We start from the raw sequence: 17,025 nt of genomic DNA, 5'->3' as shown, positions 1-17,025 counted from the left end.
GGGGCCTCAGCTCGAAGCCCGCGAACCGGTCACCGGCGGACGTCCGAAGGCGTAGTAGAAGAATTTTTCGTTGCGGATCACGGCCGGGTCGAAAAGATTCCGCCCGTCGAAAATCGCCCAGGACTTCATCGTCTCGCGGAGCTGGGCGAAATCGGGCGATCGGAACTCCTGCCATTCGGTGAGGATGAGAAGCGCATGCGCTCCTCGGGCGGCTTCAAGGGGCTTCTTCGTGTATTGCAGTCGGTGGCCGAATATTTTCTGCGTGTTCGGCATGGCGACGGGATCGTATACACGGACTTTCGCCCGGGCCTGGAGGAGCAAGCGGATGATGTCGATGGAGGGCGCCTCCCGCACGTCGTCCGTCTTGGGTTTGAAGGAGAGACCCCACACGGCGAATGTCTTCCCCGCCACGGAGCCCTTGAAATGTCTCACGACCTTCTGAAAGAGAATTTGTCTCTGTCTCCGGTTGACCGAATTGACAGCACCCACAAGGTCGGGACGGTAGCCGGCCGCCTTGGCGAAGTGCGCGAGCGAATCGACGTCTTTCGGGAAACAGGAGCCGCCGTATCCGACGCCGGGAAAAAGAAACTGGTAACCGATGCGGGCATCGCCGCCCATCCCCTTGCGTACCATCTCGATGTCCGCCCCCACGCGTTCGCATATGTTGGCGACTTCGTTGATGTAGGAGATGCGGGTGGCCAGGTAGGCGTTGGCCGCATACTTCGTCAGCTCGGCGCTGGCAATGTCCATCACGATGATGGGATGTTCGGTTCTGACCAGAGGCGCGTAGAGCCGTTTCAGAATGCCGGCCACGTCATCGCGCTCCACGCCGACGACCACCCGATCCGGCCGCATGAAATCATCGACGGCGCTGCCCTCTTTGAGAAATTCGGGGTTCATGGCGACGGCGAAATCGGATCGGGCCGATTTCTGAATGATCTGCTTCACCTTCATCGTAGTGCCCACGGGAACGGTGCTCTTCACGATGACGATCGTGTATTGAGTCAGATATTTCCCGATGTCCCGCGCCAGGCGGAACATCGCCGACAAATCCGACTTGCCGCTCTTGAGGGGCGGTGTCCCCACCGCGATGAAACAGAGGAGCGCGCCATCGAGCGACTTGCGAAGATCCGTGGTGAATCGGAGCCGCCCTTCCTTCACGTTCCGCGTTACCAGCTCCTTGAGGCCGGGTTCGAAGATGGGGATTTGGCCGTGTTCCAGCGAGCGGATCCGCTTTTCGTCGATGTCCATGCAGACGACGCGGTTGCCCGTCTCGGCCAGGCATGTGCCCGTGACGAGACCGACGTATCCGGTTCCAATAACGCAAATATCCACGATGAGCCCTGTGCGGTACGCTCTCAGGTATCAGCTTCTGCCGAACTCTTCAAGTCGATCCCCTTGCGCACGCCGAGCGTGTACTGAATCTGACTCAGCACGCCGTGGAGCGTCTTCACTTCCTTCTGGTCCAGTCCGGCGCGGTGAAAGATATGCCGGAACTTCATCATCATCCGGTGACGATCGTGGGCTTTCAGAAAGCGGATCTGGTGGAGGACGGTAAGCAGGTGTTGAAAGAATGATTCCATTTCCGAGGCGGTGGCGCGGGAATAGACGCGTCCTTCGGAGATCTGGTGCGCCAGTTCGTAGGCCATCACCGCCACGGCATGCGAGAGATTCATCGAATTGTGCGTCGAGGGAGACGGGATCGTGACCAGCCAATGGCAGAACCGGAGATCGTCGTTGGACAGTCCGTCATCCTCCGGCCCGAAGAGGATCGAAACGCGGGAAGAGGCGACGACGTCCCGCACCATCGCGCAGGCCTGCTCCGGAGTGAGGTAGTGATGTCTCCGCCGATGGCCGAGCCTGCGGGTCATGCCCATCACCACGTGATCACCGCCCACCGCGTCTTCCAGCGACGCACAGCGGCGCGCCTTCATCAGAAGAGATTTTCCGTGGACGGCGAACTTCACCGCTTCATGATCGAGCGCCGCGGCCGGTTCGACGAGGGAGAGATGGGTGAAGCCGAAGTTCGTCAGGACTCGCGCCGTCGAACCGATATTCCCCGGCGTTTGAGGCCGGACGAGCACGAACCGGACCTGTTTGAGGAGCGCCCCGGCTTTCGACATCGCCGCATTCTCATCGCTTCACCCTTGCAAGGCAAGCGGCGTTACAGGCGGGAGCGGACGACCTCCTCTCAGACTTTGCGTCTCCCGTGTCGGTAGCCGATGAAGGCGTCGGAGGGGCCCGACTTTCCCCGTGTCGGTGAAGCTGGAGGTCGTTTGCTCTCGACTTGCGCAGAAGCTGAAGCGGGCTTCTCCGGATCGACGTCTTCCTTCAATCCGCAGCAGAACTTGACCTTCTTGCCGCTCCCGCAAGGGCAGGGGGCATATGCGCCCGTGTTGCCGAGCTGATTTGGTTGTTCCATGTTTCGCCTCCTTTCGGCCCACTCTCGCATTCCCGATTCCGTTCAGCGGGAGGTTCGGGCATCTTCTTCCCCATGATCGATTATCTTCTCCACTCTTGCAAGGAAGGCCCCAGACCGTAGAATGGCCTCATGAAATGCCTTCGTTTCTCAGCCAGCCTATTCGCGTCTGTTGTGGCAATCTCATGCGGGGCTGAAAATAATCCGGCGAAGAACCCGACGAGGGCGAACTACGAGCCGGTGCGACTTGCCGAGGATTTTTTCGCGGCGCCGTTTCCGGACGACACCAGATTGAACGCGCAAGGGCTTGTCGATCTCTCGCGGCTGCCGGGCCGAAACGAGAATCTGCTTCTGAGGTTGTTTCTACCGCAGGTGGAAACGCGTTTCCGCGCATTCGGCACGAGCGGGGCGGTCTATTTCTATTTCAACGCTCCGCTGGATGAAACAACACTGCCGCAAACGCCGCTCGATACGTTGCTCCCCGGTTCGTCGGCGCTCTTGGTCAATGTCGATCCCACTTCCCCGTATCTCGGCGAACGAGTACCCCTTCTAATCAAGTTTCTGAAGGAGTCCACCAAGTTCTCGCCCGCGAATACGCTCGTGCTGCTCCCGTTCCCGGGGTTCCCGATGCGCCCCGCCTCCCGATACGCCGCCGTTCTCACGCGAACTGTCGAAGACGCCGACGGGCTCAGCCTGGGCTCGATGGAAACCTTCCTCCAAGCCGAGCAGGGCCATCTTGCCACCGACCTCAAGTTCGTTCGGTCCCGCGTGCTGGCGAAGGGCGACGACATCGCTGCCGCGGCTGTATTCACCACCCAGGACGTGCTGGGTCCACTCCTGAAGGGGGCCGAGTACCTGCGCCAGTTGCCCTCCCCAACTGCCACGAGTATCCAAACCAAGAAACTCAAGAAGGCGAGTGAATGTTTCGACCTTTACGAAGGGAAGTTCCAGGAACCGAACTTCCTCTCAGGACCTGCGCCTTACGCCGACCCCGGAACCGGGATCTTTGTCCTCGCACCGGACGGAACCCCTCAGCCCCAAACGCAAGAAACTCTTTCGTTCGGCCTCTCGCTCCCGAAATCCGCACCGCCGTCAACCGGCTTCCCCGTTGTCATCTACATGCACGGAACCGGAGGCGACCGGTTCAGTTTCGTGAATGAAGACCTCCCGTGCCTTTTCGCCCAGATCGATACGGCGGTCATCGCGATCGATCAACCGCTCCACGGCGCGCGAAATCCCTCCGATGTCCCCGCCATCATGCTCACGGTGAATCTCACCAACGTGAATTCCTCACTCGATCTGCTCCGTCAGGCCGCTTTCGATACGCTTGAAACATCGCTGCTCGTCCGGAAGCTCGTCGTGCCCGCCGAGATCACAACCCAGAAACTACCCATCACGTTCGATGCCAACAAGATCCTTTTCATGGGCCATTCGCAGGGGACGACGACCGGCGTGCCGTACCTCATGATCGACCCGGACGTGAAGGCGGCGATGCTCAGCGGCTCGGGTGGAAACATGATCTATTTCGTGAAGGACCGGCTGTTCAAGGGCGATGATGAAATCGCCGACCTCCTCGGGGTGACCCCCGAACAAGCGGGGGAGACGTTGAAATCCTGGTTCGGCGTGGCGGGCGAGCCGGTGGACGAATTCTACTTTCTCCTCACACTCTTTCAATCCGTCACCGAGCCGGTCGATCCAGTGAACTATGCTCCCTACGTGATGATCAATACCGACGCGCCCAAGCATGTCTTCATGACAGAGGGCTTCAAGGACGTCTATCTGCCTCCCTCCACTAACGAAGCTCTGGCCGTAGCACTCGGCGTGGATATGCTCACGCCTCTCATGAAGGACGTGCCGTTCCTCCAAGTGTTGGGCAGGGAGCCGTTGACGCCCCCGGTTTCTTTGAATGTATCCGTTCCGACCGGTGTCAAGCTCACGGGCGGCGACCAGCAATACGAACAGGGGCGCCACTGGGTCGTCTTCGAGGACGACCGCGCCTCCCGCCAAGTCCAGGAGTTCTTCCGCACTTACGTGGAGACAGGATCACCCGTCATCATCCCCCGCGGAGAGAAGTAGGTCGTTGGAACTCCTGAGCAAGAGGATTAGGAAAGTCGCGGCGGAGCACTTTCCCTCGGAGGTTGTTGAAGATTTCGTCCGGACCCTTTCCCGATGGGAAACGGACCTCTCCGCCCATTTTTACCAAGTCAGTCACGGGGAGGGGAAGCCGGTCTTGGAGTTCGGCGGAATCGTGGGGTCGGCCATTGTGGATCTCACCGCCGGAAGCGCGCGGAAGCGGATCTGTGTATTCCCGATCGCCGCCATTCAAGGCATTGAACTCATCGACAAGAAGAACTCGACCGAACTCTTCATCCGCACCGCCGGAACGGAAGATATCCGCTACCACGCGGTACTGGATCCGGAACGTGCCCTCCTGCGAGTCTACGCTCTGGAGATAGAAGGGAAGTTATGCGGGCTCGCCGAAAAGGAGAAACGGATCAGCCGATCAGGTTGATTTCGAAGCCTTCGCGGGCGCCTGCGAATTCGATGGGCTGGCCGGATTTCTTGATGAGCTGCTGGGCGTGGGCCACCATTTTGTCCACAAATCCGTCGTCGTGCATCGGATCATGGTGGATGAGGAGCATCTTCTTCACCTTCGCGTCGATGCCGTACTGAACCAAATCGTCCAGGCAGGTGTGGCCCCATCCGATTTTCTGCGGATACTCTTCTTTGGTGTACTGGCCTTCGCACACGTAGAGATCGACGCCCTGAACGAACTCCACCAAGCCGTGATCGAGCCGCTCGATCTGCTCGCGATTCGCAAGCCGTGTCGCCAGCGGATTTTGGCGGAACAGGAGATGGCGGTAGGGCTCGTGATCCGTGATGTAGGCCATCGATTTCTTGCCCGCCTCGATCCGGTAGCCGAGCGCCATGCAGGGGTGGTTCAGGTAGAAGGCCTTCACCCGCATCGGCCCGATATCGAATTCGTCCCCCCCGCGGAGGTTCTTGAATTCAATGGATGATGACAAGTCGGTCAGCGGCACCGGGAAATAGGAAGTGTCCATCTGGTCCCGGAACAGTTTCTCGATGGGCTTGTCGGTTCCCGCCGGGCCGTAGATCTTCAGCTTTACCGTGGGCAGATACGCCGGCAGGAAGAAGGGGAAGCCCTGAATATGGTCCCAATGCGTGTGCGTGATGAGAAGGTGGACGGTGAACTCCCTGCCCACGTACTCTTTCGCCAACGCGGAGCCAAGCAATCGACCTCCCGTGCCCACGTCGATCACGATCACCTCGCCATCCACGCGAACTTCGGTGCAGGCCGTGTTGCCGCCGTATCCGAGACAGGCCGGATCGGGTGTGGCGATCGATCCGCGTGTTCCCCAGAACTTGACGCGGAAAAAACCCGGGGTCGATTCAGCCGGAGTGTGGTGACCCGCGCTCATCCGCCCGCCAGCTTGCGGATTTTTTCAATAATTTCGTTTGGCGCGAAGGGCTTGAGCACGAATCCATCGGCGCCCAGCTCCATGGCCTTGTCCTGGTCCGGCTTGTAGGCACGCGCCGTCAGGATCATCACTTTCACCGATTTCAGCGCCGCGTCGGTCTTGATCATGCGGCAGACCTCGAATCCGTGAAGCTTCGGCATCATCAGGTCGAGAATGGCCACGTCGGGCGGGCTCTGCTTGATGGCCTGGATCGCCTCGCCCCCGTTTGGGAATACTTGGACCTTGAAACCAGCCTTCTGGAGCTCGTTCAGGAGGATCTTGGCCGAAACGGGATCGTCCTCCGCTACGACTACCGTGTATGGCTTCTTGGCCATGTGGCTGCTCACATTAGCCGGGTCCGAGACGGAACTCAAGCGGGTTTCGTCCGTCGGCTTGAACCGAAGTTTGGGTCGGTGCGCAACCGCTTCAGCCATTCGGGCCTACCTCTGAGCTCTCGTCTTATTGTGGACCATCGCCCCCCTACGCTTCGCTCAGGGGACGATGACTGGAAAGGTCATAGAATCTGGGCATCGGGGGAATATTACAGAGACGAAACGGCTTTTGAAAGCTCCGCGCGGGTAATAGGGACGGTTCCCGATTTCGTGACGACGATTCCCGCGGCCATATTCGCCAGGACCGCTGCTTCCCGCCAGCCCGCGCCTGCCGCCACGGCCAGGGCCAGCGTCGCCACCACGGTGTCGCCGGCTCCGGTTACGTCCGCCACTTCATCCGTCCCGAAAACGTCCAGCAGAACCGGCTCGGCTCCGCGCTCGATCACCGCCATCCCTTTCCGCCCGCGGGTGATGACTACGCAGGCGTGACCCGATCTTTCGAGAAGTGTCCGCCCGGCGAGGATCGTTTCATCGTCCGTCGAGAGTTTCACTTTGAGGGCTTCCTCTACCTCCGGTTCGTTTGGCGTGATGGCCTTCATCCCCCGGAAGCGCAAGAGATCTTTCTGCGCATCAACAAAAATCGGCGGCTTTTTTTCGCGCGCGTGTTGATTTAGCCTGGCGACCACCGCCTCGCCGAGGACGCCGTAACCGTAGTCGGAGAGAATGATCACGTCCACGGTCCTCACCAGGCGGTCCACTTCGCGGAGAATCCGGCGCTCCACGGCGGCAGGAGGACCCTGGTCCGGTTCCCGGTCGATCCGGATGACCTGCTGGACGGCGGTGTGAAGTCCGCCCGCGAGGATTCGCGTCTTGGTGATTGTGGGCGTTTCCGCCGAGGCGAGCACGCAGGAGGTATCCATTCCCGCCTGCCGGAGTTGCGCCGTGAGGGAACGCCCCGCGGCGTCTTCCCCCACCGTGCCCAGCGGCCGCACGCGGGCGCCGAGGGAGGCGACGTTGTTCGCGGTATTGGCCGCGCCGCCGAGGGCGGACCGTGACTCCTGGTAACGGATGATCAGGACCGGGGCTTCACGGGAGACGCGGGACGTGCGCCCGACGACGTATTCATCCACGAGCAGATCGCCGATCACGCCGGCCTTGAGCTTCGGAAGGGCCCGAAGAATTCGGTTGAGTTCGGACTTTCGAACGGGAGCGGATCGCCGCTTCGCCATCAGCGCCGGTTCCGGGACGAGCCGTTCCGCGGCCCCCTTCTCTTCGCTCCGGGGACGGCGAGTGGAACGATCATGCGGCCTTTCCGCAGGATCCAGCGCGCGGCGTCGGCGAGGTCATCGGCGATGTAGTCCGGACGGGCCTTCCAATATTTCTTTCTGAACGCCACCTCGCCGGCTCCGTAACCGGTCCTCACGAGGATCGCCTTCGCCCCAACGTTCTTGCCCAGTTCCACGTCCACGCCTTTGTCGCCCACCATGAAACTGCTCCGGAGATCGATCCCGTGTTTCCGAGAGGCCGCCAGAAGCATGCCGGTCCTGGGCTTCCGGCATTCACATTTGCGCGTGTACTTTTTCACCTCGCCGTCCGTGTGATGGGGGCAGTAGTACACGTCATCGATCTTTGCCCCGCGCTTGCGAAGCTCTGCCCGCAAGTAGCCGTGCGCCTGGGCGAGAAAGCTCTCGGGAAAGTAGGCTTTGGCCACGCCGCCCTGGTTGGTAACGATGATAATTTTGAAGCCGGCCTTGTTCAGCCGGCGGATGGCGCCGGCGGACGGGCGAAGGAGTCGAATCCGGGAAAGGTGATTGGCGTAACCCACCTCTTCGCAAACGGTTCCGTCGCGATCCAGAAATACGGCTCTGTTCATGGAGCGAAAGCGTAGCAAAGCACGCGCTTCGTGGGAAACGGAAAGCGCGGCTTACTTCTTGAGATCCGGAACTCCCCCGACCTACTTGCGGCGCCCATCCTTGGACACCGCTGGAGGGTCGGGACGCTGCCCTCCTGGCACGCCTGCTCCATGCCGGCCCGCGCCACCGCTGAATCGCGCCGCGCCCTTGAGGGCGACCGCCACGGTTTGAAGCCCCAATCGGCGCTCAAGGGCGAGCCCCTGATCGAGCGGCAACCCGAATCCTTTGATCGCGGCCTCGCGGTCGGCGAGGAGCGTTTCCTGCGGGAACGACGCGATGAGTTCCGCCCACTCGACGGCCTTTTCCAAAACCTGGGCCGGCGGAACAACCGCGTTGGCCAGTCCGAATCGAAGGGCTTCTTCCGCATCCACGGCCCGCCCGAGAAGGATGAGTTCCAGTGCTCGGCTGAGTCCGATCACGCGAGCAAGCCGCTGAGTGCCCCCATCCAAAAGCGGGACGCCCCAACGGCGTTCGAAACAGCCGAAGGCGGAATCGGTTGCCGCGATGCGGAGATCGCACCAGAGCGCGATTTCCAGCCCGCCCGCCACGCAGTAGCCGTTGATCGCGGCGATCGTCGGTTTCGTCGAGAAAACCCGTGTGAAACCCATCGGGCCTTCATCGGGATCGGTTGCGGAATCCGCCGCCTTGAGGTCCCATCCGGCGCAGAACGCCTTGTCGTCTCCGGTCACGATCAGGACGCGCGCGGATTCGTCGCGTTCAAATTCGCGGAAATGACTCAACAGGGCCTTCGCCGTCGCGCTGTCCACCGCGTTCCGCCGCTCCGGGCGGGTAATACGAAGGATCGCCGCCGCGCCGCGCCGTTCATAGGAAGCGTTCTCCTTTGCCACAGGAACTCCTCCGCAAGACTATAGAGGCCGAACCGCGATATCAACCGCTTGATGTCCCCGAGTGGAAGAGGTAATCTGTTCCACCAACCCGTATGGGAACCGCAGGGGAGCAACCGAAAGGGGGAAAGTCATGAACCCATTCCGAATCCTAGTTCTACCCTTATGCGTCTTCGGCCTGGCCGCTTGCGAGCTTCCACTCGCCACGGATGAAGGGCCGAAGGGTGTGGAGGGGCAGGCCAAGAACATCGAGCAAAGCGTGCAGCCGGCGGTGCTGACGAAGGCATCGGATGCCTACCGGTGGCTGGAGCCGCTTCCCGTGGATCTGGCGGGAAAGTTCGACGCCACGGAAGCGAGGGAGGAATGGGACTCGGCTTTCAAGGCCGAGGCGGCCAATATGATGTTGAACCTGCCGGGCATCGACCTCGGTGAAGTCGAGACAGCAATCAACAAATTCGACTCCAAAGGCGCCACGGGCAACAGTCAGACGGGGAAAGACGGCACACCCACCACAGGGGGCACCTGTCCCTCGGGGCAGAAAGCCGTTCAACTCGGTGCCAAGTGCCGAGAGTTGTTCGCCAAGATGTGCGCGTGTCCGGGGTCCGTCACTAACCCTTCCCTATCCTCCACGTGTCAATACGCCGACAAAGGAATGCTGTGTTCCGATCAGGCAGCCCTCATGATGTCCGACGAAGAATCGTGCTCGGGAATCCTGACCGAGTACGGATCGCAGCTCTGCTCCATCATCACCGGTACCACCACCCCATCCAAGTCTCCGCGCCGTTCCCCCTTCTTCCAGACATCTCCTGGCGGCACGACGACGCCTCCCCCGCCGCCACCTCCACCGACCGGAACGACCACCGGCTCCACCGGCGGAGCATCGACAGGCAGTTCCACCGGCTCTTCCTCCGGCGCCTCCACCGGCGGCAAGACAGGAACGACCACCGCCGCTGCCGAGTCGTGCCCAAAGGTGACGGATCGATCCGATTCCGCGGCCGGCCTCCTGGACATCACGATCACAGGCGGGTGCTCCCGGTCACTTGGAAAATCGGAAAAGATCTCGGTTGACGGCGAAGCCGTCCTGAAAGGGAAAGTCAGCGCGGAAGCCGTGGACCTCACGATGACGATCGTCCAACCGCTCGATGTCAAGTCCCCGAATCTCTCCTACCGCGCCGAGGGTTCCGCGTTCATTCGCGGACAACGGTCGGCGGACAGCTCCATCCGCCTCATCGAAGCCGAGATGAACCTCTGGGCGCAGATTACCGGCTTCAGCGAACGCCTGCCGCTCTCCGTCGGCTCGCTCAAGATCGAGACGAAGGCCGGGGAAACGACACTGAAGGGCACCGCGTCCTACACCTGGCTGGACCCGAACCGAAGTGAGAACCCGGAGTACGGGGCCCCCGGATGGCGGGCCGGTCTGATGACCGCCTCGTACGACGATCTTCGTATCCGTGAAGGCGGAGCCGACACGATCACCTACAACGGCGGGCTTGTCGTGGCGCGATCCTATAAAGGTGGGGAACCGACGAAGCCCCCCAAGGACGAGCCGACGGTCGGCCGGGTCGAAGCCCACCTCAAAGAGGTCGTGCGAGGCACGGCCTGCGACCAGGAACCGCTCTCCGGCACAATCGAACTCCGCGGAAAAGAAACGCTTTCCATCGCGTACGACGGAGCGGAAAAGTGCGACGGTCGCTCCCCGGTGACCTTCAAAGGCGAAACGCAGAGCACATGCGTTGTTGAGCATTGCAAGCCGACCTTCGGCGAGGCCGTTGCCGCATTGCCGGACTCAGCCGCGGCGACCAAAACCTCCTCCACGGCGGACTCAGAACTCATGCAAACCTTGTCGGGAGCCACCGAAGAAGAATTGAAGGCCGATGCGAACGGGAATGGCAAGCCGGATGCTGAGGACCTCCTTCGGTATCTGGAGACCCGTGTTGCTTCTGCATACCAGGACAGGCCCGTCTCCGGGGGCACACGCTCCAACACGGAACTCCTGCTCCAGAAACTCGGCACGATTTCTCCGGATGCGCTGGACCGCGCGCGTTTCCTCCAGGTCATTTACGATCTGGCTCAGTTCCTGGGACCGATGGCCGACCTCGCCCAAATCTTCAGCTTCGGCTCCCAAACGGCCACGAGCCTGGACATCAACTCCGTGATGGGCCCGCTCATCGGCATCATCTCCCCCGATACGCCCTGCGCGGAGCGCGGCCTCGCCCAATGCGGCAAGGATCTGGCCGATTCGATCGCCGCCATGGGCGTGAACATCAACGCGCCCGCAGGCTACCGTCTCGTGACCACGAAAGTTGTTTTCAGCAAAACGACGCATGATCTGGGCGGCGTCTACAACGAGGCGGCCTTCCGCTTCCTGGCGGCGATCGGACAAGGCGTTCATGCGGGGCTTTACTTCGCCGCGGCCCACGTGGACATCAATTCGCTGCTCTCCGAAGCGACCTCGCTCCTGAGCGGCAGCCTCTCCTTCGACGTCGACACCGCAGGCCAGATTCTCACCACGATCGACCAGCTCGACGGCATGATGCTCAAGATCCTGGAAGGCGCGGTGAAGAACACGGGAGCCGCGTCGAAACTGGAAACCTCGCGCGCCTCCGCCAAGGCGGCCATCGAGTGGATCCACGGCAATGCCGGTTCGAAACCCGCCGTCGTATCCGCGCTCGAAAACAGCACGAGCGCCGAGGCCGTCCTCCGCTTTGTGGATTCGAATGGTGACAACCGGCTCAACGCGTGCGACGAAATCGTCATCCGTTTCTTCCCAGAATCTTTCGGCGCGTTCGCCGCCACCGGGGCAGGCTCGATCCTGGCTGAAGGTTGCCCCGCTCCTTCGAGCGCGGCGGCCTTCAGGCTCCCCAAAACCGAGGGAGGACTCGCCATCGACTACAGCGCCTTGTGGCCCGCTCAGGCCGCGCTTCTCACCAAGCTCGGCAAAGCCGTCGTCGATCCTTCCGTGGGCGTTTCCAGCCGCGAGTTGGCCATCGGCTCGCCCACCCTCACCGCCGTGCTGGGCGATGCCTTCCAAGTCTATCCGGGCGTTCTCTTCCAGTCCGGTTTGAGCGCGCTCACACCGGCCACGAGCGGAAGCGGCAGCCTCCTCAAACTGAAAATCGAGGCCGAAGTGAGCTCCGATGCCGCGGCGTGCCCGGACGGCAAGACAAAAGATGGCGCCCTCATTTGCAAGAACAAGAAAGGCGACAAGGACCAATCCGCTCTCATCTCCCGCGGCGATGCCGCCCACTTCGCGGGGGCGATGGCCAAGGACAACCTGCTCATCAATGAAGCCCTGCTCGATTCCGTCGGAGCCGCGGCCGACAGCCCCTATCGCGCCGCCCAAGGGGGAGGCTACCTGCTCTACCTCCAATTCAAGGATCCGGCCCTGAAGGGGCTGGTAAAGGTCTCCGATCGCCTGATCGGCGAGCTCACCGATTCGAGCCGGGCCGTGTGCAGCCGGTCGATCGGCACGTTGCCGTCGGCGGGCTACGTGGCGTCCGACGACCGCGTCCTCAACGCGCTCATGAACTGGCTCACCGTGCAGGTGGATATCTGCGGCAAGAAGGGTCTGTTTGGCAACTTCCTCGATTTCGATCAGACCGGCTCCCTGTTCGCCTTGGCGCCCTAACCTCAAGCGGACCGGCAACAAAACCGGAGGCGGAGCCTCAAGTTCCGCGCAAGGCCGCCGATCCACCTCGAATGGACGGAGTCTCCCCCGCCGGATCGGTCTCGATCGCCCCGCTGAACGATGTGCTCATCCAAGCCCTCAATGCCCAGCTCGATTTCGCCCAGAAGGCCGTGAAGGCAACCGTGGAGGCGGGGATCCAAATCGACAACCTGGGCACGATCATCGATCTCCTCGTCTGATTTCCCGCGATCGTTCGGTCGCCGAACAATCCCGCTACACCCTCAAAATTTGATACGCTCGGTGAGAGAGGTACTCATGGCCCAATTCAACCTAGGAGGGATCAACCACGTGGTTATCAAAGTGCGCGACCTGGACCGATCAGAAAAATTCTACACCGAGCTTGGTTTCGAGCGGGTCGGCGAACGACCGGGCATGGTGTTCCTCGAAGGAGGAGGACATTCCCACGATTTGGCCTTGGTCGACGCCGGGAGAGAAGCGCCGGCGCCCCCCGATCGGGCCACCGGCCTCTTCCATTTCTGCGTGACAGTCAGTGATGAAAAAGAACTTGGGCGGTTGTACAGACATTGTTTGGCGAAGGGCATCTCCGTGGTCGGAACCGCCGATCACATCGTCTCCCGTTCGATCTACGTGCAGGACCCCGATGGGCACACGGTCGAATTCACCGTCGACCGACCCGAGTCAGATTGGAAAGGGATGCCTGATGCATTCGCAAAAGACTCTCACTACGAACCATTGTAATTTCAAGATACTAGCACGTTTCACAGTAAAGTTATCAGTAATATTCGTATCACTTGACACGGATATTATGTTAAGTTAACATGATATGAGGTGGATGAAGCTGGACGTTTTCAGGCATCGATAGGACTCACAAAGGCGAGTGAATTCCTTCTCGCCACGCTGCGTGAAGGGATCCTGATCGCCGATTCCAAGCGCGTCGTCCGGTTCGGAAACGCGGCCGCGGGAACTATCCTGAAGACCTCCGTGGATGCGCTTCCCGGCGCGCGTATCGATGCAGTCCTGGGACTCCGCGCGGCACCTGGGACCGACCCCATCGACGAGCTTTGCTCCGGCACACCATCGGAAAGCCGCGTCATCGAAACCGTTCGATCGGACGGCAGCAGCCGGGTGTTCAGCCTCTCCGCACGGCGGCTCACCCAATCCTCGGAACCCTGGCTGGCGGTCTCCTTCCAAGACATCACCGACCAAGTCCGGCTCCGCGAAGCCGCCACCCAGCGGTTTTCGTTTTTCGGACTGACCACCCGGGACGCCCGGATGCTGGAGGTCTTCCGGCTGATCGATCAGACGGCCGACTCCCCCGCCCCTGTGCTGATCTCCGGTGAGCCCGGCACGGGCAAGGAAACCGTCGCCCGCGCCATCCATCTACGTGGCCCGCGGGCAACACACCCATTCTCCGCCCTCGCTTGCAAAGGGATGCCGGCCGATCTGCTGGAAGTGGAACTGTTCGGTGGTGGAAAGTCGGCTGCATTGGGTGAACGCCAAGGCCGCGTCGATTTGGCCGGTTCGGGAATCGTCTATCTTGAAGAGGTCAGTGAACTTCCGCCGCTCCTCCAACAGAAAACACTTCAACTTCTGCGGGACCAGTCGTACAGCCGGATGGGGGAGACCCGCGCCCGCCGGTCCGAGGCCAGAATCATCGCCTCCACCAGCTTGGATCTCCGCCGCCTCGTGGCCGAGGGGCACTTCCGGGAAGACCTCCTTTTCCGATTGCGAGTCATCCCGATCCATCTCCCTCCCCTCCGGGAGCGACGCGAGGACATTCCCCTCCTCGTTCAGCACTTTCTGGAGCGAAGCAAGCGCCGCTACGGGAAGGACATCTCCGGCATTTCTGAAAAGGCGCTCGCCGAGCTCATGGGATATCCCTGGCCGGGAAACGTCACCGAACTCGAACACGCCGTCGAGTACGCTTTCGTCCGGTGCGGCTCGGACACCCTCGAACGAAAAGATCTGCCACCCGAAATCTTGGCCGGTCCCGCCGCCAAACCCTCACGGCCTGTCAACCTCCTCCGCGGCCTCGATCCCGAAAAGCAGAAAAAAGTGATCGAGCAGGCGCTTCAAGAATCCAAAGGCAACCGCATGAAAGCCGCCGCCCTCCTCGGCATCACGCGCGTCACCCTCTGGAAGAAAATCAAGCAGTGGGGCCTCGGCGAAACCGTCGCCAAGAGCATTGACAAATAGGCGTCCTTCATGAAGGATTCGCCTCGGTGGAAAACCTTTACCGAACCGACCCCGAAATCTTCGACGCCATCCATAAGGAGACGGAGCGGGAATCCCATACTCTCGAACTGATCGCCTCCGAAAACTTCGTCAGCGAGGCCGTCCTCGAAGCCCTCGGGAGCGTGCTCACGAACAAATACGCCGAGGGCCTCCCCGGAAAACGCTACTACGGCGGCTGCGAATTCGTGGACGTCGCCGAATCGCTGGCCATCGAGCGCGCGAAGAAACTTTTCAAGGCGGACCACGTGAACGTGCAGCCCCATTCCGGCGCGCAGGCCAACATGGCCGTTTATTTCACCGTTCTCCAGCCGGGCGACACAATTTTAGGGATGAATCTGAGCCATGGAGGGCACCTTACTCATGGCTCGCCCGTGAACTTCTCCGGCATCCTCTACAAAGTCATCCCCTACGGCGTGCGGAAGGACGATCAACGGATCGACTATGATGAAGTCCGAGACCTCGGGCTCAAGAACCGGCCGAAACTCATCGTCGTCGGCGCGAGCGCCTATCCCCGCAAAATCGATTTCGAGAAGTTCCGCGCCATCGCGGATGAAGTCGGCTGCCTCGTCATGGCCGATATCGCCCATTATGCGGGGCTCGTCATCGCCGGGATCTTCCCGAACCCGAACCCGCACTGCGAATTCGTGACGACGACGACGCACAAGACGCTCCGCGGCCCGCGCGGCGGAATGAGCATGTGCTGGGAAAAATACGCAAAGGCGCTGAACAGCAAAGTCTTCCCCGGGATGCAGGGCGGACCGCTCATGCACGTGATCGCCGCCAAGGCGGTGGCGCTGAAGGAAGCGATGGGCGAAAGTTACCGGGCCTACCAGCAGCAGATCGTCAAGAACGCACAGGCCATGGCGGCCCGCCTCATGATGCACGGCTTCAAGCTGGTTTCCGGTGGGACCGATACCCACGTCATGCTGGTCGATCTTCGTGAAACCTCAATCACGGGCAAAGATGCCGAGGCGGCGCTCGACAAAGCCGGGATCACGGTCAACAAGAACACCGTGCCGTTTGAAACGCGGCCGCCGATGGTCACGAGCGGAATCCGGATCGGCACGCCCGCCGTCACCACGCGGGGAATGAAGGAGCCGCAGATGGAAAAGATCGCAGACTGGATCAAGGAAGCGCTCGATCACATCGAAGATGAAAAACTCCTAAAGCGGATCCGCCACGACGTCCACGCCCTGTGCGGCCAGTTTCCCCTCTACGCGCACCGGCTCGAAAGATATCGCGCGATGGCCACGCCGGCCGACAAGCTCACCAAGCTGGCCGAGCTGTCCCCGTTCTAACCCACCTTATTTGATATGAAATGTCCCTATTGCGGATCGATCAAGAATAAAGTCACCGACTCCCGGCTCAGCCAGGACAATGCGGCCATCCGGCGGCGGCGAAGCTGCATCCAGTGCAGCAAGCGATTCACCACGTACGAGCAGGTGGAGGACTCCCTTCCGGTGATCGTGAAGAAAGACGGCCGGCAGGAAACGTATTCGCGAGATAAGATCATGCAGAGCATTCGGAAGGCGGTCCAGAAGCGCCCGGTTCCGCTCCAGAAGATCGAGGATTTCATCGAACGGTTGGAGGCCCAGCTTCAGGAAATGGGCAAGGAGATCCCGAGCTCCGTGATCGGCGAAAAAGTCATGGCCGCCCTCAAGGATTGGGACCAGGTGGCGTACGTCCGCTTCGCCTCCGTCTACCGCGAGTTCAAAGACGTCGCCCAGTTCATGGACGAAGTCCGCGGCTTGGTGCGAGAACGGCACAACTGACCCCACCCTCCGATGGGGTCAAGGTTGAGTGTTCAATGGCTCGGAGGTAGGTCTGTCAACAATCAACGTTGACTTCGAAATTTCTGTGACACCTCGACCTCTTTGATGTAGAATTCAGCCAAGATGTTCGAGGAACTGAGGCTCTTAGGGACTCCGCGAGTTTCTATTGAGCTACAAACAACCATGGGCTCCGACATTCCAAACTCCCAAGCGCCCGGTCCAGACTCAAGATCGTTGAATCTCTTCAACAAGCTTCTCCGGGATCATCCGAGATGGCGGGAGCGGAAACCGGCATGCGGCGGATACAATTGCGCAGGGCATGTCTGGGCCAGTCGAAGAACCGCCATCTATGGAGATGATGAGGGAGATGATGAGTTGTGG

16 protein-coding genes are annotated in these 17,025 nt (G+C 60.9%); 8 read left to right on the top strand and 8 right to left on the bottom strand.

All coding sequences use genetic code 11. From position 1 onward, the window contains the following. Window positions 1-6 precede the first annotated feature (6 nt). The 3 genes from HYT87_03905 to HYT87_03895 form a co-directional block, all read right to left on the bottom strand. Entirely contained in the window at window positions 7-1,335 is a 1,329-nt protein-coding gene (locus tag HYT87_03905; GenBank protein ID MBI2058893.1) for a UDP-glucose/GDP-mannose dehydrogenase family protein, read from the bottom strand. Between the two features lie 23 nt (window positions 1,336-1,358). Then, window positions 1,359-2,123 carry an RNA methyltransferase gene (locus HYT87_03900; GenBank protein MBI2058892.1) on the bottom strand — a complete coding sequence of 255 codons (765 nt, stop codon included), beginning with the start codon at window positions 2,121-2,123 and terminating at the stop codon, window positions 1,359-1,361. 68 nt (window positions 2,124-2,191) lie between these two features. Continuing rightward, window positions 2,192-2,422, bottom strand: coding sequence for a hypothetical protein (locus tag HYT87_03895; GenBank protein ID MBI2058891.1), 231 nt, complete (start codon window positions 2,420-2,422; stop codon window positions 2,192-2,194). A 129-nt stretch (window positions 2,423-2,551) separates the two neighbouring features. On the opposite strand from HYT87_03895, the gene HYT87_03890 reads away from it, so the two are divergent. Together HYT87_03890 and HYT87_03885 are read left to right on the top strand one after the other, a co-directional pair. Next, window positions 2,552-4,495, top strand: a complete 1,944-nt coding sequence (locus tag HYT87_03890; GenBank protein ID MBI2058890.1) for a hypothetical protein — start codon at window positions 2,552-2,554, stop codon at window positions 4,493-4,495. A 4-nt stretch (window positions 4,496-4,499) separates the two neighbouring features. Continuing rightward, the gene (locus tag HYT87_03885) at window positions 4,500-4,931 is read left to right on the top strand and encodes a hypothetical protein (protein MBI2058889.1); all 432 of its coding nucleotides are present in this window, start codon (window positions 4,500-4,502) and stop codon (window positions 4,929-4,931) included. On the opposite strand, the gene HYT87_03880 is transcribed toward HYT87_03885, so the two are convergent. From HYT87_03880 to HYT87_03860, 5 genes are all read right to left on the bottom strand, one after another. After that, window positions 4,915-5,859, bottom strand: a complete 945-nt coding sequence (locus HYT87_03880; GenBank protein MBI2058888.1) for an MBL fold metallo-hydrolase — start codon at window positions 5,857-5,859, stop codon at window positions 4,915-4,917. The two genes, HYT87_03885 and HYT87_03880, sit on opposite strands and share 17 nt — an antisense overlap. Beyond that, window positions 5,856-6,332: a response regulator gene (locus HYT87_03875; protein ID MBI2058887.1), complete on the bottom strand. Its 477-nt coding sequence runs from the start codon at window positions 6,330-6,332 to the stop codon at window positions 5,856-5,858. The genes HYT87_03880 and HYT87_03875 overlap by 4 nt, the downstream gene beginning before the upstream one ends. A 107-nt stretch (window positions 6,333-6,439) precedes the next feature. After that, the gene (locus tag HYT87_03870; protein MBI2058886.1) at window positions 6,440-7,459 is read right to left on the bottom strand and encodes a hypothetical protein; all 1,020 of its coding nucleotides are present in this window, start codon (window positions 7,457-7,459) and stop codon (window positions 6,440-6,442) included. Next, the gene (locus HYT87_03865) at window positions 7,459-8,103 is read right to left on the bottom strand and encodes an HAD family hydrolase (GenBank protein MBI2058885.1); all 645 of its coding nucleotides are present in this window, start codon (window positions 8,101-8,103) and stop codon (window positions 7,459-7,461) included. Before HYT87_03865 ends, HYT87_03870 begins: the two co-directional genes overlap by 1 nt. An 81-nt stretch (window positions 8,104-8,184) precedes the next feature. After that, window positions 8,185-8,991, bottom strand: a complete 807-nt coding sequence (locus HYT87_03860; GenBank protein ID MBI2058884.1) for a crotonase/enoyl-CoA hydratase family protein — start codon at window positions 8,989-8,991, stop codon at window positions 8,185-8,187. A gap of 130 nt (window positions 8,992-9,121) precedes the next feature. On the opposite strand from HYT87_03860, the gene HYT87_03855 reads away from it, so the two are divergent. The 6 genes from HYT87_03855 (at window position 9,122) to nrdR (ending at window position 16,644) form a co-directional block, all read left to right on the top strand. Then, window positions 9,122-12,616, top strand: a complete 3,495-nt coding sequence (locus tag HYT87_03855) for a hypothetical protein (protein MBI2058883.1) — start codon at window positions 9,122-9,124, stop codon at window positions 12,614-12,616. A gap of 71 nt (window positions 12,617-12,687) precedes the next feature. Next, entirely contained in the window at window positions 12,688-12,855 is a 168-nt protein-coding gene (locus HYT87_03850) for a hypothetical protein (protein MBI2058882.1), read from the top strand. A 76-nt stretch (window positions 12,856-12,931) separates the two neighbouring features. Then, window positions 12,932-13,375: a VOC family protein gene (locus HYT87_03845; protein MBI2058881.1), complete on the top strand. Its 444-nt coding sequence runs from the start codon at window positions 12,932-12,934 to the stop codon at window positions 13,373-13,375. Between the two features lie 90 nt (window positions 13,376-13,465). Next, window positions 13,466-14,833: a sigma 54-interacting transcriptional regulator gene (locus tag HYT87_03840; GenBank protein MBI2058880.1), complete on the top strand. Its 1,368-nt coding sequence runs from the start codon at window positions 13,466-13,468 to the stop codon at window positions 14,831-14,833. A gap of 26 nt (window positions 14,834-14,859) precedes the next feature. Beyond that, window positions 14,860-16,170: a serine hydroxymethyltransferase gene (locus HYT87_03835; protein MBI2058879.1), complete on the top strand. Its 1,311-nt coding sequence runs from the start codon at window positions 14,860-14,862 to the stop codon at window positions 16,168-16,170. A 15-nt stretch (window positions 16,171-16,185) separates the two neighbouring features. After that, complete coding sequence (nrdR, locus tag HYT87_03830) at window positions 16,186-16,644, top strand: transcriptional repressor NrdR (protein ID MBI2058878.1); 459 nt, start codon at window positions 16,186-16,188, stop codon at window positions 16,642-16,644. Window positions 16,645-17,025: the final 381 nt, after the last annotated feature.

Source organism: Nitrospirota bacterium, from assembly GCA_016180645.1.
Classification (GTDB): domain Bacteria; phylum JACPQY01; class JACPQY01; order JACPQY01; family JACPQY01; genus JACPAV01.
The sequence above is the reverse complement of the archived record's forward strand: the minus strand, read 5'-3'. Positions and strand labels throughout refer to the sequence as shown.

Bases quoted from the DNA above. Each gene is read 5' to 3' on its own strand.
- nrdR (MBI2058878.1), top strand. From the start codon at position 16,186: ATGAAATGTCCCTATTGCGGATCGATCAAGAATAAAGTCACCGACTCC.
- HYT87_03900 (MBI2058892.1), bottom strand. From the start codon at position 2,123: ATGTCGAAAGCCGGGGCGCTCCTCAAACAGGTCCGGTTCGTGCTCGTC.
- HYT87_03865 (MBI2058885.1), bottom strand. From the start codon at position 8,103: ATGAACAGAGCCGTATTTCTGGATCGCGACGGAACCGTTTGCGAAGAG.
- HYT87_03880 (MBI2058888.1), bottom strand. From the start codon at position 5,859: ATGAGCGCGGGTCACCACACTCCGGCTGAATCGACCCCGGGTTTTTTC.
- HYT87_03895 (MBI2058891.1), bottom strand. From the start codon at position 2,422: ATGGAACAACCAAATCAGCTCGGCAACACGGGCGCATATGCCCCCTGC.
- HYT87_03870 (MBI2058886.1), bottom strand. From the start codon at position 7,459: ATGGCGAAGCGGCGATCCGCTCCCGTTCGAAAGTCCGAACTCAACCGA.
- HYT87_03875 (MBI2058887.1), bottom strand. From the start codon at position 6,332: ATGGCTGAAGCGGTTGCGCACCGACCCAAACTTCGGTTCAAGCCGACG.
- HYT87_03855 (MBI2058883.1), top strand. From the start codon at position 9,122: ATGAACCCATTCCGAATCCTAGTTCTACCCTTATGCGTCTTCGGCCTG.
- HYT87_03850 (MBI2058882.1), top strand. From the start codon at position 12,688: ATGGACGGAGTCTCCCCCGCCGGATCGGTCTCGATCGCCCCGCTGAAC.
- HYT87_03890 (MBI2058890.1), top strand. From the start codon at position 2,552: ATGAAATGCCTTCGTTTCTCAGCCAGCCTATTCGCGTCTGTTGTGGCA.
- HYT87_03845 (MBI2058881.1), top strand. From the start codon at position 12,932: ATGGCCCAATTCAACCTAGGAGGGATCAACCACGTGGTTATCAAAGTG.